The sequence below is a fragment of the Aeromonas aquatilis genome, assembly GCF_054052405.1.
The window spans coordinates 20,435-41,539 of sequence record NZ_JBSTYP010000032.1 but is presented as its reverse complement, the minus strand read 5'-3'; the positions used below and the strand labels follow the sequence as shown (position 1 = coordinate 41,539).

Here is a 21,105-nt window from a genome sequence, read left to right as displayed (position 1 = left end):
GTGTCTCAAGGACTGGTAACAGCATCCTATATCGTTGCCGCCGTGCTCTTCATCCTCAGTCTCGCGGGACTGTCGAAGCAAGAAACGGCCAAGCATGGCAACCTGTTCGGTATCGCGGGTATGGCTATCGCCCTGCTCGCCACCGTATTCAACCCGGAGACCAGTGGCGTGCACTGGATCATCCTGGCCATGGTGATCGGCGGTGCCATCGGCGTGCGTCTGGCACTCAAGGTCGAGATGACCGAGATGCCCGAGCTGGTGGCCGTGCTGCACAGCTTCGTCGGTATGGCGGCAGTGCTGGTGGGCTTCAACAGCTTCATCGATCTGCACCCCTCTGCGCCTGCTGAGGTGGTGGTCTCCGTCGGTTCCAACCTGGATGCTACTTTGGCTGCTGCCCGTGCGGCGTTCGAACAGGCGGCCAGCGTCGCCCAGGTCGAGCACCTCTCCGGCGCCATGCTGAACATCCACCTGGTCGAAATCTTCCTGGGCGTCTTCATCGGTGCGGTGACCTTCACCGGTTCCGTGGTGGCCTTTGGCAAATTGCGCGGTCTCATCTCCTCCAAGCCGCTGATGTTGCCGCACCGCCACAAGCTGAACCTGTTGGCCGTGGTCGCCTCGCTGGCGCTGATGGTCTACTTCGTCAACGCGGGCGGTTCTACCTTCGCTCTGCTGGTGATGACCCTGATCGCCTTCGCCTTCGGCTGGCATCTGGTTGCCTCCATCGGTGGCGCCGACATGCCGGTGGTGGTCTCCATGCTGAACTCCTACTCCGGTTGGGCGGCAGCGGCGGCGGGCTTCATGCTCTCCAACGACCTGCTGATCGTGGTGGGTGCGCTGGTGGGCTCCTCCGGTGCGATCCTCTCTTACATCATGTGTAAGGCGATGAACCGCTCCTTCATCTCGGTGATCGCCGGTGGCTTCGGCTCCGATGGCGTGGCCTCCACGGCTGATCAGGAGATGGGCGAATACCGCGAAACCAGCGCCGAGGAAGTGGCTGACCTGCTGAAGAACTCCAGCTCCGTCATCATCACCCCGGGCTACGGCATGGCGGTGGCACAGGCCCAGTATCCGGTGGCTGAAATCACCCAGAAGCTGCGTGATCGCGGCGTCAAGGTACGCTTCGGTATCCACCCGGTTGCCGGTCGTCTGCCAGGCCACATGAACGTGCTGCTGGCGGAAGCAAAAGTCCCGTATGACATCGTGCTGGAAATGGACGAAATCAACGACGACTTCGCCGACACCGATACCGTGCTGGTGATCGGTGCCAACGACACCGTCAACCCGGCCGCGATGGAAGATCCGGGCAGCCCGATCGCCGGTATGCCGGTGCTGGAAGTGTGGAAAGCGCAGAACGTCATCGGCTTCAAGCGTTCCATGAACACTGGCTACGCCGGTGTCCAGAACCCGCTGTTCTTCAAGGAAAATACCCAGATGCTGTTTGGCGATGCCAAGGCCAGCGTCGAGGCAATTCTGAAAGCACTGTAAGTGCCGCTCAGAGAGTGAATACCAAGGAGGCTTCGGCCTCCTTTGTTATTGTTGGATACTTGTATATCCTGAGTCCATATGGGTCATGAGGGATCTCCATGATGTGGTGTCAGGGTTGGCGCAAGCTGGGTTGGTGTGGTTGCCTGCTGGTATCGCTTCTGGTCGACAGCGAGGCGGTGGCGGGCGAGCTCCCCCCTCTGATTATTCTGACCGAGATCTGGCCTCCTTATGTGATGCGAGACGATAACGGCAAGTTGGTTGGGGCTGACCTGGAGCTGACCCAGATCGTCCTTGCCCAGTTGGGTTATCAGACCAACGTGAGGGCGTTGCCCTGGAAGCGGGTACTGCAAGAGGCTCACCTCAAGCAGGGGGATGCGGTGCTTGGCGTCTTCTTTGAACCTTCTCGCCAGCAGTGGCTCCACTATCCCGACGAGCCGCTCTCTCGCAGCGGCGAAGTGCTCTTCTATCCGGCGGATCGCCCGGTGAAATTCGAGCAATTCTCTGACCTCAAGGGGTTGCGGATCGGCATTCAGGCAGGCTATGCCTACCGCCCTGATTTTCTGGCTGAGGAAGGAGTGATCAGAGTCGCCATGACGGGCGAAGGCAAGATGCTCAAGCAACTGCATCTGATGATGGCCGGTCGACTGGATGGTGTCGTGCTCAACGAACGGGTTGGTCACTATTTGCTGCACAGCCAGGGATTGCAGGGTCTGGTGCGTCACGGTACACCTCTGCTGACCGATGACAATCGCAATTTCCTTGCATTTACCCGCAAGCCCGGCCACGACCAACTGGCTATCCGTTTCTCCTCTGCTCTCAAAGCATTCAAGAAAACCGCTGCCTATCAGCACCTATTGGCTCGTTACCATCTCTAGATGAGCCAGATGTCTGTGGGCTGCTTCACAATTTGTCGCACTTTGTTAAAAGACGGGCATAATTGCGCTGAAAAAAGCGATATTGCGCAACTTAATTTGATTTAATTGATATTAATATCAAATTAAGTTGCTTGGCATGGGGTCGTCATCGGACGGCCACCTCTCTCGCAGCGCCTCTGCGATGCTCCCCCAGATTGACGTTGACCCCGGGTCACCCTTTTTTGCCATGTTGTTGCCTGTGGCGATGACAGGCATTGCGCCACCAAGATGAGAATGCACAGATGAAAGCACAATGGACCGACTTTATTACCCTGCTCAAGCGTGAAGTGGTGCCAGCCCTGGGCTGTACCGAGCCGATGTCGGTGGCGCTGGCGGCGGCCAACTGCCGCAAGCTGCTGGGGGAGACCCCGACCCGCATCAGCGTCTGGGTCAGTGGCAATCTGTTCAAGAACGGCATGGGGGTCGGGGTGCCGGGCACCGGCATGATCGGTCTGCCGGTGGCCGCTGCGGTCGGCATCACAGGGGGCAATCCCGATGCCGGACTGGAGGTGCTCAAGACCCTTACACCAGAACAGGTGGAAGCGGCCAAGACGTTGCTGCCGGTCATCAAGGTGGATGTGAAGGATGTACCGGATGTGCTCTACGCCGAGGTGCTGGCTGAAATTGAAGGGCACAGCGCCCGGGTGGTGATCTGTACCGACCACACCCGCATCATCCTGATGGAGAAGGATGGCGAGGTGCTGATGGAGCTGGCCAGTGCCCCCGGCGTGCAGATCCAGCCAGCCAAATCCGCCAAACCGACCATGACCCTGCGGGAGATCGTCGATTTTGCATTGGAAGTGCCGCTGGCGGAGATCGACTTTATCCGCGAGGCCGCCACCATGAATCAGGCGCTGGCTGATGAAGGGTTGCAGGGTTACGGCCTGAAGATCGGCAAGATCCTCACCGAGCAGGTGGAGCGCAAGCTGCTCTCCGATGACCTGATGACGCTGGCGATGCGACTCTCCTCTGCTGCCTCCGATGCACGGATGGATGGCGCCATGCTGCCCGCCATGTCCAACTCGGGTTCCGGCAATCAGGGCATTGCCGCCACCATGCCGGTGGTCGCGGCTGCCCGCTTCCTCAAGGCGAGCGACGAGCAGCTGACCCGGGCACTGGTGATGAGCCATCTGGTGGCCATCTACATCAAGACTTATCAGAACAAGCTGTCGGCGCTGTGCGCCGCCAGTACCGCCGCCATGGGGGCCGGTGCCGCCATCACCTGGCTGCTGGGCGGCCAGTATCAGCAGATCAGCCACTGCATCAACAACATGATTGGCGATGTCTCCGGCATCATCTGCGACGGCGCGGGTAGCGCCTGCTCCATGAAGGTTTCCACCTCCACCTCGGCGGCGGTGAAGTCTTCGCTGATGGCCATCAACAACCTGCATGTGCCCCAGAGTGAGGGGATCGTCTCCGATGATGTGGACCAGACCATTGCCAATCTGGGTCGCCTCTCCAAAGAGGGGATGCTCGATACCGACATCGAAATCATCAACATCATGCGAGCGAAACAGCAGAAGCAGTGAATCTGTGACAAGGGGGCGATAGACCCCCTTGTTCTTGTCACGACGGCGCAGACCGTCTGACACGGTTGCCAGGGCAAGCATGGCGCTTGCTCTTGTTTCTCGGGCGCAAGCCCGCTTTTTGGGGAGTCATACCATGACATTTAGCGTTATCGGCAATCTGGCCATTGCGGCCTTCTTGCTGTTCTTCCTCTATCGGTTGCAGCAAAAACATGTGAGCTTCACCCGCCGGGTCTTTGCCGGTCTGGGGCTCGGTATTCTGTTCGGCGCCGCTTTGCAACTGCTTTACGGTGCAGGTTCGTCCGTCATTGTTCAGACCATCGACTATCTGGATATCGTGGGTAGCGGCTATGTGAAGCTGCTGCAGATGATCATCATCCCGCTGATCATGGTCTCCATCATCGGGGCCATCCTCAAGCTCAATGGCGGTACTGCGCTGGGCAAGATCAGCGCCATGACCATAGGCGTGCTGATCTTCACCACCGCCATCGCCGCCGGGGCGGGCATCCTGATGTCCAACCTGTTTGGCCTGACCGCAGAAGGGCTCACCTCCGGGGCCGCCGAGAGCGCCCGTGGCGCCGCGCTGCAGACCACCCTCGGCAGCGTCGAGAGCATGTCTTTCGCCAAGATGATGCTGGAGTTCATTCCGGCCAACCCCTTCCTCGACATGACCGGGGCGCGCAAGACCTCTACCATCGCCGTGGTGATCTTCTCCATCTTCATTGGCCTCTCCGCTACCGGTATCGCCCGCAAGAAGCCGGAGATCTTCGCCAGCTTCAGCCACTTCGTGGCCGTGGCTCATGCCATCGTAATGCGAATGGTGACTCTGGTGCTGCGCCTGACCCCGTTTGGCGTACTGGCGCTGATGACCAAGGTGGTCTCCGGCTCCAACTATGCGGATATTCTTAACCTGCTCAGCTTTGTGATGGCCTCTTACGGCGCCATCGCCATCATGTTTGTCGTGCACCTGCTGCTGGTGAGCATGGTCGGCATCAACCCGCTGCGCTTCCTCAAGAAGATCACTCCGGTGCTGGCGTTTGCCTTCACCTCGCGCACCAGTGCGGGCTCCATCCCGATGAACGTGCAGACCCAGACCAAGTCGCTGGGTATTCCTGAGGGGATCGCCAATTTCGCCGCCTCCTTCGGTTCCACCATCGGCCAGAACGGCTGCGCCGGTATCTATCCGGCCATGCTGGCCGTGATGATTGCCCCGACCGTCGGGGTTAACCCGATGGATCCCGGCTTCATCATGACCCTGATCGCCATCATCACCGTCAGCTCCTTCGGGGTGGCCGGGATTGGCGGTGGCGCTACCTTTGCCGCGCTGATCGTGCTCTCCGCGCTGGACTTCCCGGTGGCGCTGGCCGGTCTGCTCATCTCCATCGAGCCGCTGATCGACATGGGCCGTACCGCGCTCAACGTTTCCGGCTCCATCACCGCAGGGACGGTCACCAGCCGCCTGATGGGCGAGACCGACATGCATGTGTTCAACAGCGATCACGAAGTGAGTCTGGACGGCGAAGAGTCCACCGTCTGATTTGCTGTCGGTTGATCTGCGCGTGGAAAGGGGCGACCCTTTCCCGTCATAGACCGCAGGGAGGGCATGCCCTCCCTGCGCCATTGAGAGGAAAAACAATGAGAATTCTGATCATAGGTGGCGAAGCAGCCGGTATGAGTGCTGCGGCCAAGGCACGCCGTCTGGCCAAAGATGCCGAAATCGTGGTGTATGAGGCCTCCGAAGTGATCTCTTTCGGTGCTTGCGGCCTGCCTTACTTCGTCGGTGACGAGTTTCAGGATCCCGGCTACATGGCCGAGTTCACCCCGGAGCAGTTCGCCGCCAAGGGGATCGAGGTCAAGATTGGCCATCGGGTATTGAGTGTTGACGCAACTGCCCAGACTCTGCAGGTGGAGCATAACGGCGACACCTTCACCGATCACTACGATCGGCTGATGATCGCCACCGGTGCCCGTGAAGTGATGCCCCCCATCCCCGGCTTGCAGCAGCAAGGGGTATTCGGTCTGCGCCGGATGGCCGACGGACTGGCGCTGAAGGCGGCGGTACAGGACAAGAACAATCGCCGCGCCGTGGTGATCGGTTCCGGCTTTATCGGGCTGGAAGTGGTCGAGGCGCTGGTCCATCAGGGTAAAGAGGTGCGTCTTATCGAGCTGGCGGAGCGGGTCATCCCCGATGCGTTTGATGGCGAGATCACCCAGCACATCGAAACCGAACTGCGCGAGCAGGGGGTCTCTCTCCATCTGGGTGAGCGAGTTGAAGCACTGCTGGGGGATGGTCGGGTGACCGGCGTGCGCACCAGCCAGGGCGAGTACGAGGCCGATATCGTGGTGGTCTGCACCGGGGTCAAGCCCAACACCGAGTTTCTGGCTAATACCGGCATCGAACGACTCGGCAACGGCGCCATCAAGGTGGACCGTCAGGGACGCAGCTCGCTGGCCAACGTCTGGTCGGCCGGTGACTGTGCCAGTGTCTGGCACAGCGTCAAGCAGCAGCAGGTCTATGTACCGCTCGCCACCATCGCCAATAAGCTGGGCCGCATGGTGGGTGAGAACCTGGCCGGTGCCGAGCAAGAGTTCCCGGGCACTCTGGGTTCTGCTGCGCTCAAGGTACTGGGGTTGGAGGCGGGCCGTACCGGCCTCTCCGAACAGGAAGCCAAGGCGATGGGCATCGACTATCGCACCGTGGTGATCAAGGACAAGTGCCACACCAACTACTGCCCTGGCCAGTCCGACATCCACGTCAAGCTGGTCTACGAGGCGGGTAGCAAGCGGCTGCTGGGGGGCCAGATCCTCGGTCGCAAGGGGGCGGTACACCGCATCGACGCGCTGGCAGTGGCCATCACCATGGGGGTAACCACCGAGCAGCTCGGCATGCTGGACTTTGCCTACGCGCCGCCCTTCTCCCGCACCTGGGATGCCCTGAACGTGGCGGGTAACGTCGCGAAGTAAGAGCTGCGGTGACGGTGCAGGGAGGGCACCGTCATGCTGAACCAGCTCAGCGGGTAACAGCTGAGGGTAAACTGCAGCGATAAAAAAACCGATGCCAAGGCATCGGTTTTTTGTTACCGGTTTATCCGTATCACTCAGCTACGGCCGAGGCGGTTCTCCGGGTAGTTCTTGGCCAGCACTTCGCGGGCATGCTTGGCCAGCTGCGGCATCTTCAGGGCGTCGTAAGACTCGACCATGATCTCCAGTGCCTTCTCGGTTTCGGCTGTGTCGGGGTAGGTTTCGACCAGCAGCTTGGCCCGGTTGGCGGCTGCGACCAGTGCATCACGCTTCACATAATACTCGGCCACGCTCAGGTCATATTTGGCCAGACGATTTTTCAGGCCAATCATGCGGGCGCGGGCATCGGCGGCATAGACGCTGTTGGGGTAGTTCTGCAGCAGGGTCTTGAAGTCCTGGAAGGCCTGACGGGCATAAGCCGGGTCTTTGTCGTCCCGATCGATACCGAACAGGCTCTGGAAGAAGTTGTAATCCGCCGCCATGTTGGTCAGGCCGCGCATATAGAAGACGTAATCAATATTTTTATGCGCCGGATTGAGGCGGATAAAACGGTCGATATTGGCGATCGCCTGAGCGGTGTCATCCTGCTTGTAGTAGGCATAGATGAGGTCAAGCTGCACCTGATTGGAGTAGGCGCCGAACGGGTAGCGAGAGTCCAAAGCCTCCAGCAATTCAGTGGCTTGCACGTAATTGCCAACGTCCAGTTTGAGGCGTGCTTTCTGGTACAGGGTCTCCGGCGGTTCGTCGGGTACCTTGGGTTTGGTGCTGGAACAGCCTGTGATCAAGGTAGCGACCAAGGCGAGCGACATCAGCAGGTGAGACTTCTTTCCCATCAACAACATCCGGTCCATTTCCACGAAATTGGCAAAGTATCCGTTATGCTTGGCTAAAAGAAAAGCTAGAATACCCGGATTATTTCGAATTGATACCCCCCGCTCAAGAGACCATACATGAGCCAGCATATTGAACTGACAGGCGAATTCCAGGATCACCAATTCGGGCAGCGACTCGACCAGGCCCTGGCCGAATTGTTTCCAGACTACTCCCGCACCCGCATCAAGGAGTGGATTTTACAGGACAGAGTGACCCTGGACGGTCAGGTTGCCAACACCCCGCGCGAGAAGATTCTGGCCGGGCAGCAGGTGCATGTGAATGTCGAGCTGGAAGCCGATACCCGCTGGGATGCCCAGGAGATCGAGCTCAACATCGTTTATGAAGACGAACACATTCTGGTGATCGACAAGCCGGCCGGTCTGGTCGTCCACCCGGGCGCCGGCACGCCCGATGGCACCATCCTCAACGCCCTGCTGCACCGCTACCCCGGCATTGCCGAGGTGCCCCGTGCCGGTATCGTGCACCGTCTGGATAAAGACACCACAGGTCTGATGGTGGTTGCCAAGACCGTACCCGCCCAGACCCATCTGGTGGAAGCGCTGCAGGCGCGCCAGATCACCCGTGAGTACGAAGCGATCGCCATCGGTCACATGACCGCAGGTGGTACGGTTGATGCGCCCATCGGCCGTCACCCGACCCAGCGTACCCATATGGCCGTGGTGCCCAATGGTCGTCCTTCCGTGACCCACTACCGGGTGCACGAGAAGTTCCGTGGCCACACCCGTCTGCGTCTGCGTCTGGAGACCGGTCGTACCCACCAGATCCGTGTCCACATGGCCCACATCAAGCACCCGCTGGTGGGTGATCCCGCTTACGGTGGTCGTCTGCGCCTGTTGCGCAACGCGACCCCCGAGCTGACCCAGATGCTGCGCAGCTTCAACCGTCAGGCGCTGCATGCGACCATGCTGCAACTGGCACACCCCATCACGGGTGAAGTGATGCAGTGGCACTCCGAGACGCCGCAGGACATGGTGGATCTGATGGAAGTGCTGCGCGCTGACACCTTGGCCAATCCGGATGATTTAGTCTGGAACTGATGCGATAGGGCCTGCGTCGGTTTCTGCCGTCAGCCGGCCCGAAGAGATGCCAAACGGGGTTCCCTTGCAGGAGCCCCGTTTTTTATAGCGGTGAATTGAAGGAGTCACAGATGAAATGGATCGAACCCGATTGGCCTGCACCTGACAACGTCAGAGCCTTGTCGACCACCCGGGATGGCGGCGTCAGTGAAGGGGTCTTTGCCGGCCTCAATCTGGGGGCTCACGTGGGGGATGAACCGGCTCGCGTCGAGGTAAATCGTGCCCGCTTGCAGCAGGCCGCTGAAATCCCCGGCACCCTCAACTGGCTCAATCAGGTACACGGCACCGTCGTTCATCCGGTCAGCCGCCATTATGAGCAGGCGCCGGATGCCGATGCCGCCTGCGCCCATGAGAGGGATCAGGCCTGCATTGTGATGACCGCCGACTGTCTGCCGGTGCTGTTTTGCGATCGGGCGGGTACTGTGGTGGCCGCCGCCCATGCCGGCTGGCGTGGACTGCAGGGGGGCGTGCTGGAGGCGAGCATCGCCGCCATGGGCTGCGAGCCGAGCGAGATCCTGGCCTGGATGGGCCCGGCCATTGGCCCCACTGCATTTGAAGTGGGGGGAGAGGTGCGCGAGGCCTTTATGGCTGAGCAGGCTGAAGCAGAAGCGGCGTTCGTCCCTTCGTCCAACGACGGCAAATGGTTGGCGGATATCTACCGGCTGGCCCGGCTGCGCCTTGCCCGCGCCGGCGTCATCGCCGTCTATGGCGGCGAATACTGCACCTTCAGCGATAGCGAGCAGTTTTACTCCTATCGTCGCGACGGCCAGACCGGCCGGATGGCCTCCCTCATCTGGTTGGCCCGCTAAGCAATCACCCGCCAAGTAATACCCCGTCTCTCTCTCAATAACAGATCCGTATGAGAGAGGCGGGGATCCTGCCCTCTCCCCACTTTGCAGAAAAAATAACCAGCCCCACCCCTTGAAATAGTCCGTACGGGCCTCATCTTTCATCTCAGAAAGTTATGTTGTTTGCCGCGCAAGCGGCGTCTGCCTGTTTGAAGGGGGAGTGCAATGCGCCTCGATCGCCTTACCAGCAAATTCCAGATTGCTATTTCCGATGCCCAGTCTTTAGCACTGGGTCGTGACCACCAATTTATCGAACCCGTTCACCTGATGACCGCACTGGTCAATCAGGATGGCGGCTCTATCCGTCCGCTGCTCACCCTGACCGGGATGGATATCAATGCCCTGCGCTCCCGCCTCGGCGAGGAGCTGGATCGCCTGCCGCGCGTCAGCGGTGTGGAAGGGGACGTACAACTTTCCAACGGCCTCGGCCGCCTGCTTAACGTCTGCGACAAGCTGGCCCAGCAGCGCAAGGATCAGTTCATCTCCTCCGAACTGTTCGTGCTGGCGGCCCTCGACGAGAAGGGCACGCTGGGCGAGCTGCTGCGTGCCCAGGGGCTGACCAAGGAAAAACTCGAAGCGGCCATCGACAAGGTGCGGGGCGGCAAGAAGGTGGAGGATGCCAACGCCGAGGAGAACCGCCAGGCGCTGGAGAAGTACACCATCGATCTGACCGAGCGGGCCGAACTTGGCAAGCTCGACCCGGTGATCGGCCGTGATGACGAGATCCGCCGTACCATTCAGGTGTTGCAACGCCGCACCAAGAACAACCCCGTGCTGATCGGTGCCCCCGGTGTCGGCAAGACCGCCATCGTCGAGGGGCTAGCCCAGCGCATCATCAACGGCGAGGTGCCGGAAGGGCTCAAGAACAAGCGGGTGCTCTCCCTCGATATGGGGGCGCTGGTGGCCGGAGCCAAATATCGCGGCGAGTTTGAAGAGCGGCTCAAAGCCGTGCTGAACGATCTGGCCAAGGAGGAGGGCAACGTCATCCTCTTTATCGACGAGCTGCACACCATGGTCGGCGCCGGCAAGGGTGAGGGGGCCATGGACGCGGGCAACATGCTGAAACCTGCGCTGGCCCGTGGCGACCTGCACTGCGTCGGCGCCACCACCCTGGATGAGTACCGCCAGTACATCGAGAAGGATGCCGCGCTGGAGCGTCGCTTCCAGAAGGTGCTGGTGGAAGAGCCGAGCGTGGAGGACACCATCGCCATCCTGCGCGGCCTGAAAGAGCGTTACGAGCTGCACCACCATGTGCAGATCACCGACCCGGCCATCGTGGCAGCGGCCCAGCTGTCGCACCGCTATATCGCGGATCGCCAGCTGCCGGACAAGGCCATCGACCTTATCGACGAGGCGGCGGCCAGCATCCGGCTGCAGATCGACTCCAAGCCCGAGGCGCTCGATCGTCTCGAGCGGCGCATCATCCAGCTCAAGCTGGAGCAGCAGGCGCTGATGAAGGAGGACGATGACGCCAGCCGCAAGCGTCTGGAGCTGATCAATCAGGAGATTGGCGAAAAAGATCGGGAATACAACGAGCTGGACGAGGTGTGGAAGGCTGAGAAGGCCGCACTCGCCGGCACCCAGCATATCAAGGCTGCGCTGGAGCAGGCTCGTCAGGATCTTGATGTAGCGCGCCGCGCAGGTGACCTGGGCCGGATGTCCGAGCTGCAGTACGGCCGCATTCCCGAGCTGGAGAAACAGCTGGATCTCGCCACTCAGGCCGAGATGCAGGAGACCAGCCTGCTGCGCAACCGGGTCACCGATGTGGAGATTGCAGACGTCTTGGCCCGCTGGACCGGTATTCCGGTGGCCCGCATGCTGGAAGGGGAGCGCGACAAGCTGCTGCGGATGGAAGATCAGCTGCACAGCCGGGTGATCGGTCAGGAAGAGGCGGTTGATGCGGTCTCCAACGCCATTCGTCGCTCTCGCGCCGGGCTGTCCGACCCGAATCGCCCCATCGGCTCCTTCCTGTTCCTGGGGCCCACCGGGGTGGGCAAGACCGAGCTGTGCAAGGCGCTGGCCGAGTTCCTGTTCGATACCCAGGATGCCATGGTGCGGATCGATATGTCCGAGTTCATGGAGAAACACAGCGTGGCCCGTCTGGTGGGAGCGCCTCCCGGATACGTGGGTTATGAAGAGGGCGGTTATCTGACCGAGGCGGTACGCCGTCGTCCCTACTCGGTGATCCTGCTGGACGAGGTGGAGAAGGCGCATCCCGATGTCTTCAACATTCTGCTGCAGGTGCTGGATGATGGCCGCCTGACCGATGGTCAGGGTCGTACCGTTGATTTTCGCAACACAGTGGTCATCATGACCTCCAACCTCGGTTCGGATCTGATTCAGGAGCATTCTTTTGCAAAAGAGGGTTCCGAGAAGGATTACGACGAGATGAAGGCCATGCTGATGGAGGTGCTGACCCGCAGTTTCCGGCCGGAATTTATCAACCGGATCGACGAGACAGTGGTGTTCCACCCCCTCGGCGAGGAGCACATCAAGTCCATCGCCCGCATCCAGCTCAAGAGCCTGATGGGCCGACTGGAGGCTCAGGGCTACGAGGTGGAGGTGAACGAAGCGTTGCTCAACAAGCTGGTTCACGCCGGGTTCGACCCCGTGTACGGGGCACGACCCCTCAAGCGGGCGATCCAGCAGAAGGTGGAGAACCCGCTGGCTCAGGCGCTGCTCTCCGGTCGCATCGTGCCGGGCAAAAAACTGCTGCTGGGGGCCGACAGCAACGGCCTGACCATGACCCAGTAACCAGTCTCGCATCGATGTTTGCAACGCCAGCCCTCGGGCTGGCGTTGTCATATCTGGTGGCGGGGATTCGGGCGTAAAAAAAACGGCAATCCGAAGATTGCCGGGAGGAATGTAGTGAAGCGACCTGACGTGGGTTGAGCGGGTCGCAGGGGCAAGCCCCCGATTTCGAAACAAAACCGCTAACGGCCTTGCGTCTTACAGCCTGCCGGGGATGCGCTCGCTCAACCCCGACGGCCACTTGCCTGTTGCCATGCCGGCTGCGATGTCGCCGGCATGGCCTTCAATCGTTACAGCATGCCTTGCACGGCGGCTTTCATCTCGGCTGGCCAGACGCCGACCTGTACCTGACCGATATGCTCTTTTTGCAGCAGCAGCATGGCCAGACGGGATTGGCCGATGCCGCCGCCGATGGTCTGCGGCATCCGTGCGGCCAGCAGATCCTGATGCCAGTCGTACTGCAGGCGATCCTCGTCGCCTGTGATGGCCAGCTGGCGGCGCAGCGCCTCGGCATCGACCCGGATCCCCATGGAGGAGATCTCGAAGCTGTCTTGCAGCACCGGGTTCCACACCAGAATGTCGCCGTTCAGGCCTGCCAGTCCCAGCTCGCTGTGGCTGCTCCAGTCGTCATAGTCCGGGGCACGCACATCGTGACGCTCACCGTGGGAGAGGGCTCCGCCGATGCCGATCAGGAACACGGCCCCCAGCTCTTTGGCGATGGCACGCTCGCGCCCCTTGGCGTCGAGGTTCGGGTAGCGGGTCAGCAGCTCTTCGCTGTGCAGGAACTGGATCTCCGCTGGCAGGAAGGGGGTCAGTTCATGCTCGGCACAGACCGCGCGCTCGGTGGCCTTGATGGCGGCCCAGATGCCGCGCACGGTTTCCTGCAGATAGGCCAGATCGCGGCGCTCGCTCGGCATCACCTTCTCCCAGTCCCACTGATCCACGTAGACGGAGTGGATGGGGGTAAGCTTGTCTTCATCCGGACGCAGTGCCTTCATGTGGGTGTAGATCCCTTCGCCCGGACCGAAGCCGAAGCGCCCCAGGGTCTGGCGCTTCCATTTGGCCAGTGAATGGACCACTTCGTAGCTGTGATCCGGCAGGGTTTTTACTTTGACCTGCACTGCATTCTCGTGGCCAGAGAGGTTGTCCTGAGTGCCATCACCGACCCGGCTCAGAATGGGGGCTTGCACCTCCATCAGACCCAGTTGCTGGGCGAGTTGGCGGGAGAACATCTCTTTGACGAAGCTGATCTGCTGTTGGCTGCGAATGTAGTGCTGTTTCATGCTGAATTCCTGTTTCAAACCCCGTTGGATGTGGTGATTCTTCAACGGATTGCCAACTAAATTCAATATTCGATAATAGAAATAGGCTTCGTGTGTTTTTTTCTTCAAAATTAGGGTGTTTTTAATGATGTATCGCTAACGGGAGGGCAAAAAAATGCCGGAAAATTACCGGATCGATAATCTCGATCAGGCCATCCTCACCGCCCTGATGGAGAATGCGCGGATCCCTTATGCCGAGTTGGCTAAACAACTGGCTGTCAGCCCGGGCACCATCCATGTGCGGGTGGAGAAGATGAAGCAGGCGGGGATCATCGAGGGGACGCGGGTGCAAGTGAACGCGAAGAAGCTGGGCTATGACGTCTGCTGCTTTATCGGGATCAATCTGAAGAGTGCCAAGGATTACCCCTCGGCACTGGCCAAGCTGCAAGCGCTGGACGAGGTGGTGGAGGCTTACTACACCACCGGCCACTACAGCATCTTCATGAAGGTGATGACCCGCTCCATCGACGAACTGCAGATTGTGCTGATCAACAAGATCCAGACCATCGATGAGATCCAGTCCACTGAAACGCTGATTTCACTGCAGAACCCGATCCTGCGGGATGTGAAACCCTGACCCCTGATCAGGGTTCGATATAGGGGATGGCGTACTTGTCGTAGAGGGCCTTGAGGCTGCCGTTGCGCTTCATGCGCAGCAGCTCGGCATCGTAGGCCGCCATCTGGGCGGGCGTATTCTCGTCGGCCCTGGCGCGGGTCCAGGTATTGAAATAGGGGCTGCTCTTGAGCGGCTTTGGCAGGTAATCGACCTTGCCGGTCAGCCCCTCCTCCTTGATCTGGGTGAAGGCGGTGACCAGCGGCATCGGCACGGTATCGATGCGCCCGGCCAGCAGTTTGCGCAGTTGCAGCTGGTTCATGGTGATCTCCTGAAACTGATAGGCCGGGTCGGCCATCGCCGCGGCCAGTTCAGGGGTGTAGGAGAAATCCTTGGTCACCCCGATGCGCCAGGGTTTGAGGTCCGCCAGCGTCTCGTAGCGGATCTTCAGCAGGTCGGCCTTGCGCACGAAGAAGTGCCAGCTGTGGCGGATATGGGCCTGCTGGGGATAGATAAGATAGCTTTCCCGTTCCGCCTTGTAGGAGTGGGTCATCACCAGATCGCAGGCGCCGGTTTCGGTATTGCGGGTGAGACGCGCTCCCGAATCAGCCAGCTCGATCCTGAAAGGCGTCTCCAGCTTGTCGAAGATGGCGGTGACGATATCGATATCGATATCGAGTCCGCGGGGTTTCTGATCGGCATCGAGATACTTGAGCGGGGACTCCATGGTGCCGCAGATCACCAGCTCTTTGGCGGACAATCCGAGTGGAAGCAGCAACCAAAACAGGGGGATCACACGCAAACTACGTATCCTGAGCCCGTTTGAAGATATTCCAAGACCTGATTCCAGTATATTGGATGGCACCTGATTCGTTAGAAGCGACTGTTTATGGCAAATCCTGAAATCGAGAGCCCGCTGGACGGGATCGACAAGTTGACCGTCTCGCTCTACCGCCTTGGCTTGAGTGCGGCAGCCTTGTTGCTGCTTTGCCGCGGTGCGGCGCTGCTGAGCAGGGTGGCACTGCTCCCGTCGGCACAATGGTTGATGTCGCTGGCAGTGGCAAGCGCAATCTGCGGCTTCTCGCTGCATATCTACGACAAGCGGATTCGCTTGATTCTGCAGGGGGTTGGTTGGGGCGCGCTGGCCCTGGCTGCGGTGGGGGCGCCGGATGCGCTGGTGCTGGGGGCGGCGTTGGCGACGCTCTCCGGGCTGGCGTTCAAGGAGCAGTTTTGTTTCGCCATTCCCGGCATCAAGCTGGTGCCCATTTTGTTGCCGGCGTTATGGCTGCTGGAGTGGTTGCGGGTGGAGTGGGCCGCCGCACTGGTGGCGCTGGTCTGCGGGGCCCTGTTGACCTTGCTGGCGCTGGCCAAGTGGCGAATGCCCCTGCACTTCGATATCGGTGACAAGGGGCGTTATCAGATCTAGGTCTGCTGGCACACCTTCATCTGCTGGTTGAGGGCCTGCATCACCTGACGGCGGCTGATGATGCCGATCACCTTGCCCTGTTGCAGCACCGGGTAGATCTTGGGCTTGGCATCGGCCATCTGGCGAGCCAGCTCCAGAATGCTGTCATCCGGCCCGACCGAGAGGGGCGTGCGGTTCATCAGATCCTCCACCCGGGTACGGGTGTCGCAGTGATAGCTGCCGGTGAGCAGGCTGGGGATACAGTCCTGTTCGGAGAGAAAGCCGATCAGCCGTTTCTGCTCATCCAGCACTGGCAAGCCGCCAAGGCCCGATTGATGCAGGCGATCCAGCGCTTCGGCCAAGCCGAGTCCGGCGGTGAGGGAGTGGGTCAGGCGACCCATGTGGTGGTGCACTTTCAGCATGGTGGTGACTCCGCAAGAGGGGATGCCGCCACTATGGCGCGGCCGGGGGCCCGCGACCAATGGCTTGTGCCGTAGGGATTGATAGGCACAAGCCATTGGCGGTGATCCGCTGGCAGGCGGGCTTCGTTCATGCAAGACCATGAAAGGGAAAGGAGATCGTATGCGTGCATTGGTAACGGGCTGTGGCCGTCGACTGGGGTTTTATCTCTGTGAGCAGCTAGTGGCGGCGGGCTGGCAGGTGACGGGCTGCTATCGCAGCGAGCGGTCGGAGCTGGCCACCTTGGCGGCGCTGGGGGTCGAGCTGGTGCAGGCGGATTTTGGCCGGGAAGAGGACGTTGGCAAGCTGATCGATGTGCTGGCGGCTCATCAGGATCTGGCGCTGGTGATCCACAACGCCTCGGCCTTCGAGCCGCAGGCGGCCGATCCGGCGGCGCAGCTGGCCCAGTTTGAGCAGTTCTACCGGGTGCACATGGCGGCCCCTTTCCAGCTCAACCGGGCGCTGGCGCCGCAATTAGCGAGCAATGCCAACGCCAGCATCATCCACATCACCGATATCTACATCCACGCTCCGGCCCCGCGTTTTGCCAGCTATGTAGCGACCAAGGCAGGTGCCCATTCACTGGCCATGAGCTTTGCCCGCGAGCTGGCGCCTGCGGTGCGGGTCAACACCATAGAGCCGGGGCCCATTCTGTTTCTCGACGAGCATGACGAGGCATGGCGCCAGCAGGTGTTGGCGAAAACGCCGCTGGCGCGGGAGGGGGGGCTTGAGCCCATCTGGCAGGCGGTGCAGCTACTGGTGGGAAACAGTTATATGACGGGGGCCAGCATCAAGGTAGATGGCGGGCGCGCGCTGGCCACTCTCTGACGATTTGCCAAGCACCAGCGGCTCCAGCCCGACCTGCCGGGTCAGCCCGCCCTTGCCGGGCGTGAGCTGGCCCGACGGGCCCGGGAGCGCGACTTGAAGCGCCACCTTGGGGTCATGCGCCTTGCCATGGCCGTAGAGCTCGGCCAGCAGCTCCGCCAGATAGGAATCGACCTCTGCCGAGGCAAAGTCACCGTGCGTGTTGCTGGCCAGAATATCGATGTCGAGCGGCCGATCGTGCACCTTGCAGAGCGGATCGCTGCGATCCCGGCCGTGAGCCACTTCCAGGGCGACAAAGTGCTGCTTGAGGCGGGTGGCATCGAGCGAGCTCTCCACCACCAACAGGCAGTTGAGAAAGTCGTGGCTAGAGTGCATTCCCACCGGCTTGGTGCGGATCACCGAACTCAGCCGCAGGGGACCGACGTTCGCAAGCAGCTCGGCCAGCGCGCGGCTGACATGGATATGCGGGTCAATATTGGAACCAATGCTACACAGATAGAACATGTTCACCTTCCAGGGGTTGGCTTCATCTGAAATGTATACGCAGCTCACGGTTATCGGATTAACTATGACTTAACATTCCATTATCTATTGTGATCCGGCACTGATTGGCAGAAAGGAGGTTTGCATGAGTGTGGAGCTGAAATGGGCGCTGTTGACCGCCTCGGGTGCGCTGGGGCTGATCCTCACTATCTGCCTAGCATCTGTCGCGTTGGCGTGATTTGGCGTTAGTCTGATAATCCTAACCGGCCTGTGGGCCGGTTTTGTTTTTTTGGGGCTACCGCTATGCTGGCCCACCGGTTTGAATGCAAGAGAAGAGATGATGACCAAGGTTCGCCCGCGCTCCCTGCTACAGGTGGTATTGATGGGGTTTACGCTGTTATTGATGCCCCTTGGCGGGATGATCTGGCACAACAGTACCTCCCTTGCCCACCTCAGTCAGCTCACCAGCGACGAGATGAAGCGGGCGGTCAAGGATACCCGCCGCGCCACGCTGCTGACGGCGCAAGCCATCGATATCGAACGCACCTTGCGCCGCTTCGCGGTGCTGGGGGATCGCCGCAGTCTCACCAGCTACCAGCAGCAACTCGACGGGTATCGGGTGTTGCTGGCGGAACACCGCAACTCCATCACCGACGGCCAGCTCTACAGCGGGCTCGATCAGGGGCTGGCCTGGCTCGACAGCCTGCAGGATGCCGCGCTGGCCCGTGCGGCGGTAGCGGGGGACAAGCTTGAGCAGTTCAACGATGCCAACAAGCAGCTCGAAATAGTCACCCGCAGCCGGGTTGACGAACACATGGATCGGGTGCAGCTCACCATCGCCGGACTGACCAGCGAGCTCTGGTGGGTGAGTGGAGCGGTAGCGGCGATCAGCCTGCTGCTGGTCTTTATCTTCACCTACCTCATTATTCATCCGGTACGACAGATTGAGTCGCGCATCTTGAGCCTGGGAGCCGGGGTCGAACCCGATCCCAAGCCGGTTGATGGCCCTGCCGAGCTGGTATTGCTGGGGGAGCGGATCCTCTGGCTGCACGACAAACTCAAGGAGCTGGAGCTGCAGAAATACCAGTTCCTGCGCCATGTTTCCCACGAGCTCAAGACCCCGCTGGCGGTGCTGCGGGAAGGGACGGATCTGCTCTGCGAGCAGTTGGTCGGGCCGTTGACGGCGGATCAGCTGGAGATCTGCCAGATGCTCGACGAGAACAGTCGGCGTTTGCAGACCCTGATCGAGCGGCTGCTCGACTTCAACCGGCTCAGCCAGCAGGAGGCCTTCGAACTGGAGCCCGTTCCCCTGCTGCCGATGTTGTCAGAACTGTCTGCCGAGTACCGGCTGGCATTGGAGTCCAAGCAGATCCGTGTACACTTGCCGACCGTGCCAGTGACCCTGTGGGCGGAGCCCTACCGGCTACGACTGATCCTCGATAACCTCTTCTCCAACGCCGTCAGTTACGGCGCCAGCGGAGGCAATATCTGGATCAGGGCAGGGCAGGATGAACAGATAAGCTGGCTGGAAGTGGCCAACGAGGGGCCCAAGATCCCCGTGGCCGATCAGCAACGCATTTTTGAACCCTTTGAGCAGGGCAGCACTGTGCGGCAAGGCCTCCTGAAAGGCTCGGGCATGGGCCTCTCCATCGCCCGCGAGTCTGCCAACAGCCTAGGGGGGGAACTGGTTCTGGTAGAGGATGAACAGGCGGATGTCTGTTTCAGGTTGACGTTGAAATGAGGACTATGAAGATACAACGCGTATTTCCAGCTCTGATGGCAGGGCTGCTCGCGGGTTGCTCCTTGCTGCCGCAACAGGCACAGCGGGAGTCCTCCGATATCGCTTTTGCCAAGCGGATGGAGTTTGCCAACAAGGAGATGCAGGTGCGTCTGCAATACTCCGACTGGCTGCTGGCCAGTCACCCCCAACAACGGGTGCAGGAGCGTCAGCGTCTGAAAGGGGCTGACGATCTGGAGAGCCGGGTCAGTCTGGCCATGGTGGACTCCCACCCCGCCGAATCGGTGGCCAATCGCACCGCCGGTCTGGCGCGCCTGAAGCAGATGCTGCCCGAACTGGGGCTCGATGCGCAGGCCTTTTTGCGCAGCTGGATCGCCCTCGGCGAGCAGCTGCTGGCCCGCGACAGCCGTCGCTATGACCAGAGTCGGGAGATCCAGCGGCTGCGCCGCCAGATCGAGCAGCTGACCGCTATCGACGACCAGCTCAACCAGCGCAAGCTGAACGAGACTCGTGAGGTCATACCATGAGCCGGATCCTGTTGGTGGATGACGATGTCAGCCTGCTCAAACTGATGAGCATGCGGCTGCGCAGTCAGGGTTATGAAGTGGATACCGCCGACAGTGCGGAAGGGGCCCTCGACCGGTTGCGTCAGCAACGGGCCGATCTGGTGCTGAGCGATCTGCGGATGGCCGGCATGGACGGTCTGGCGCTGTTCGAGCGGATCCAGGCCCAGTGGCTGGGTTTGCCGGTGATCATCATGACCGCCCACGGCACTATCCCGGACGCCATTCAGGCGACCCGCTCCGGCGTATTCAGCTTCCTGACCAAACCCATCAACAAGGATGAGCTGTTCGCCACCATCGAACATGCGCTGAGCCTGACCCGGCCGAAACAGCAGCAGGAGTGGCAGTCGCTGATCCTGACCCGTAATCCCCAGCTGGAGCAGTTGCTGATCCAGGCTCACAGCATCGCCACCATGGAGGTGCCGGTGCTGATCATGGGGCCGTCAGGCTCCGGCAAGGGGGCGATGGCACAGGCGCTGCATCAGGCCAGCCAGCGGCGCGACAAGCCGCTCCATACCATCAACTGTGCCGCCATTCCGTGGGCGTCACTCGACTTGCAGCTGTTTGGTGAAGATGGCCAGTCCGGTCTGTTCGAGCAGGCCAAGGGGGCGACCCTGTTTCTCGACGAGATTGGCAGCCTCTCCGAATCCCTGCAGGCCAAGCTGCTGCAGGTGATGGAGGAGTATGGTCAGGGCACGCCGGAGGTGCGGGTGCTCAGCTCCAGCCATCAGGATCTTGTCAAGGCGATGGAGGAGGGGCGCTTTCGGGAAGATCTCTTCTACCGCCTCAACGTCGCCAATATCACCCTGCCGTCTCTCAGTGCTCGTAGCGAGGATATCCCCCTGCTGGCCCGTCAGGCGCTCGATGACTACCGCAGCCGCCACAGCGACTGCGCCGCCATGGGCTTCTCGCCGGAGTCGCTGGCGATGCTGGCGGCCGCCGCCTGGCCCGGCAACGTGCGCCAGCTCTGCAACGTGGTGGAGCAGCTCGCCAGCCTCTGTTGCAGTCCGGTGATCGGGGTATCCATGGTGGAGTCCGCCCTGAGCGGCGGTGGTGGCGGCATCCCCTCGTTCAACGAGGCGCGGGCCGAATTCGAGAAGGAGTATCTGATCCGTTTGCTGCGCACCACCGAGGGCAACGTGACCCTGGCGGCCAACATGGCGGGCAGAAACCGTACCGATTTTTACAAGCTATTGAATCGGCACGGTATCGAGGCGGCAAACTTCAAATCGAAGGGATAAA

20 protein-coding genes are annotated in these 21,105 nt (G+C 60.7%); 15 read left to right on the top strand and 5 right to left on the bottom strand.

The window, feature by feature from the left end; translation table 11 throughout:
* From pntB to ACW5W8_RS14000, 5 genes are all read left to right on the top strand, one after another.
* On the top strand, window positions 1–1,485 hold the full coding sequence (gene pntB / locus ACW5W8_RS14020) for a Re/Si-specific NAD(P)(+) transhydrogenase subunit beta (protein WP_075111904.1): 1,485 nt from the start codon (window positions 1–3) through the stop codon (window positions 1,483–1,485).
* Between the two features lie 98 nt (window positions 1,486–1,583).
* Entirely contained in the window at window positions 1,584–2,360 is a 777-nt protein-coding gene (locus ACW5W8_RS14015) for a substrate-binding periplasmic protein (RefSeq protein ID WP_431360964.1), read from the top strand.
* Between the two features lie 281 nt (window positions 2,361–2,641).
* Window positions 2,642–3,928, top strand: coding sequence for an L-cysteine desulfidase family protein (locus tag ACW5W8_RS14010; RefSeq protein WP_498628366.1), 1,287 nt, complete (start codon window positions 2,642–2,644; stop codon window positions 3,926–3,928).
* Window positions 3,929–4,061: 133 nt separating this feature from the next.
* On the top strand, window positions 4,062–5,462 hold the full coding sequence (locus ACW5W8_RS14005; RefSeq protein WP_498628365.1) for an L-cystine transporter: 1,401 nt from the start codon (window positions 4,062–4,064) through the stop codon (window positions 5,460–5,462).
* Window positions 5,463–5,560: 98 nt separating this feature from the next.
* Window positions 5,561–6,889, top strand: a complete 1,329-nt coding sequence (locus ACW5W8_RS14000; protein ID WP_498628364.1) for a CoA-disulfide reductase — start codon at window positions 5,561–5,563, stop codon at window positions 6,887–6,889.
* A 134-nt stretch (window positions 6,890–7,023) separates the two neighbouring features.
* Here ACW5W8_RS14000 and ACW5W8_RS13995 read toward each other — a convergent pair whose 3' ends face one another.
* Window positions 7,024–7,779, bottom strand: coding sequence for an outer membrane protein assembly factor BamD (locus ACW5W8_RS13995; RefSeq protein ID WP_498628363.1), 756 nt, complete (start codon window positions 7,777–7,779; stop codon window positions 7,024–7,026).
* A 117-nt stretch (window positions 7,780–7,896) separates the two neighbouring features.
* Here ACW5W8_RS13995 and rluD point away from each other — a divergent pair, with 117 nt between their 5' ends.
* From rluD to clpB, 3 genes are all read left to right on the top strand, one after another.
* Complete coding sequence (gene rluD / locus ACW5W8_RS13990; protein ID WP_429021048.1) at window positions 7,897–8,877, top strand: 23S rRNA pseudouridine(1911/1915/1917) synthase RluD; 981 nt, start codon at window positions 7,897–7,899, stop codon at window positions 8,875–8,877.
* A gap of 110 nt (window positions 8,878–8,987) precedes the next feature.
* On the top strand, window positions 8,988–9,725 hold the full coding sequence (gene pgeF / locus ACW5W8_RS13985) for a peptidoglycan editing factor PgeF (RefSeq protein ID WP_498628362.1): 738 nt from the start codon (window positions 8,988–8,990) through the stop codon (window positions 9,723–9,725).
* Window positions 9,726–9,929: 204 nt separating this feature from the next.
* The gene (clpB, locus tag ACW5W8_RS13980; protein ID WP_498628361.1) at window positions 9,930–12,518 is read left to right on the top strand and encodes an ATP-dependent chaperone ClpB; all 2,589 of its coding nucleotides are present in this window, start codon (window positions 9,930–9,932) and stop codon (window positions 12,516–12,518) included.
* Between the two features lie 287 nt (window positions 12,519–12,805).
* Here the strand turns inward: clpB and asnA are convergent, their stop codons facing one another.
* Window positions 12,806–13,798 carry an aspartate--ammonia ligase gene (gene asnA / locus ACW5W8_RS13975; RefSeq protein WP_498628360.1) on the bottom strand — a complete coding sequence of 331 codons (993 nt, stop codon included), beginning with the start codon at window positions 13,796–13,798 and terminating at the stop codon, window positions 12,806–12,808.
* A 154-nt stretch (window positions 13,799–13,952) separates the two neighbouring features.
* On the opposite strand from asnA, the gene asnC reads away from it, so the two are divergent.
* Window positions 13,953–14,414 (top strand): transcriptional regulator AsnC, encoded by a 462-nt coding sequence (gene asnC / locus ACW5W8_RS13970; RefSeq protein ID WP_033135290.1) that lies wholly within the window; start codon window positions 13,953–13,955, stop codon window positions 14,412–14,414.
* A 7-nt stretch (window positions 14,415–14,421) separates the two neighbouring features.
* On the opposite strand, the gene ACW5W8_RS13965 is transcribed toward asnC, so the two are convergent.
* Entirely contained in the window at window positions 14,422–15,192 is a 771-nt protein-coding gene (locus ACW5W8_RS13965; protein ID WP_498628359.1) for a substrate-binding periplasmic protein, read from the bottom strand.
* A gap of 87 nt (window positions 15,193–15,279) precedes the next feature.
* Here ACW5W8_RS13965 and ACW5W8_RS13960 point away from each other — a divergent pair, with 87 nt between their 5' ends.
* Entirely contained in the window at window positions 15,280–15,816 is a 537-nt protein-coding gene (locus ACW5W8_RS13960) for a DUF2301 domain-containing membrane protein (protein WP_498628358.1), read from the top strand.
* On the opposite strand, the gene ACW5W8_RS13955 is transcribed toward ACW5W8_RS13960, so the two are convergent.
* Window positions 15,813–16,217, bottom strand: a complete 405-nt coding sequence (locus tag ACW5W8_RS13955) for a CBS domain-containing protein (RefSeq protein WP_005341894.1) — start codon at window positions 16,215–16,217, stop codon at window positions 15,813–15,815. The genes ACW5W8_RS13960 and ACW5W8_RS13955 overlap by 4 nt on opposite strands.
* A 160-nt stretch (window positions 16,218–16,377) precedes the next feature.
* Here ACW5W8_RS13955 and ACW5W8_RS13950 point away from each other — a divergent pair, with 160 nt between their 5' ends.
* The gene (locus ACW5W8_RS13950; protein WP_498628357.1) at window positions 16,378–17,082 is read left to right on the top strand and encodes an SDR family oxidoreductase; all 705 of its coding nucleotides are present in this window, start codon (window positions 16,378–16,380) and stop codon (window positions 17,080–17,082) included.
* Here ACW5W8_RS13950 and ACW5W8_RS13945 read toward each other — a convergent pair.
* Window positions 17,008–17,583, bottom strand: coding sequence for a 2-amino-4-hydroxy-6-hydroxymethyldihydropteridine diphosphokinase (locus tag ACW5W8_RS13945; RefSeq protein WP_498628356.1), 576 nt, complete (start codon window positions 17,581–17,583; stop codon window positions 17,008–17,010). The genes ACW5W8_RS13950 and ACW5W8_RS13945 overlap by 75 nt on opposite strands.
* Before the next feature lie 124 nt (window positions 17,584–17,707).
* Here ACW5W8_RS13945 and cydH point away from each other — a divergent pair, with 124 nt between their 5' ends.
* From cydH to ACW5W8_RS13925, 4 genes are all read left to right on the top strand, one after another.
* A complete protein-coding gene (gene cydH / locus ACW5W8_RS13940) occupies window positions 17,708–17,800 on the top strand; it encodes a cytochrome bd-I oxidase subunit CydH (protein WP_498628355.1) in 93 nt (30 codons plus the stop codon).
* A gap of 102 nt (window positions 17,801–17,902) precedes the next feature.
* Window positions 17,903–19,303: a sensor histidine kinase gene (locus ACW5W8_RS13935; protein WP_498628378.1), complete on the top strand. Its 1,401-nt coding sequence runs from the start codon at window positions 17,903–17,905 to the stop codon at window positions 19,301–19,303.
* Window positions 19,300–19,827 carry a hypothetical protein gene (locus tag ACW5W8_RS13930; protein ID WP_498628354.1) on the top strand — a complete coding sequence of 176 codons (528 nt, stop codon included), beginning with the start codon at window positions 19,300–19,302 and terminating at the stop codon, window positions 19,825–19,827. The genes ACW5W8_RS13935 and ACW5W8_RS13930 overlap by 4 nt, the downstream gene beginning before the upstream one ends.
* The gene (locus ACW5W8_RS13925) at window positions 19,824–21,104 is read left to right on the top strand and encodes a sigma 54-interacting transcriptional regulator (RefSeq protein WP_005339807.1); all 1,281 of its coding nucleotides are present in this window, start codon (window positions 19,824–19,826) and stop codon (window positions 21,102–21,104) included. Before ACW5W8_RS13930 ends, ACW5W8_RS13925 begins: the two co-directional genes overlap by 4 nt.
* Window position 21,105: the final 1 nt, after the last annotated feature.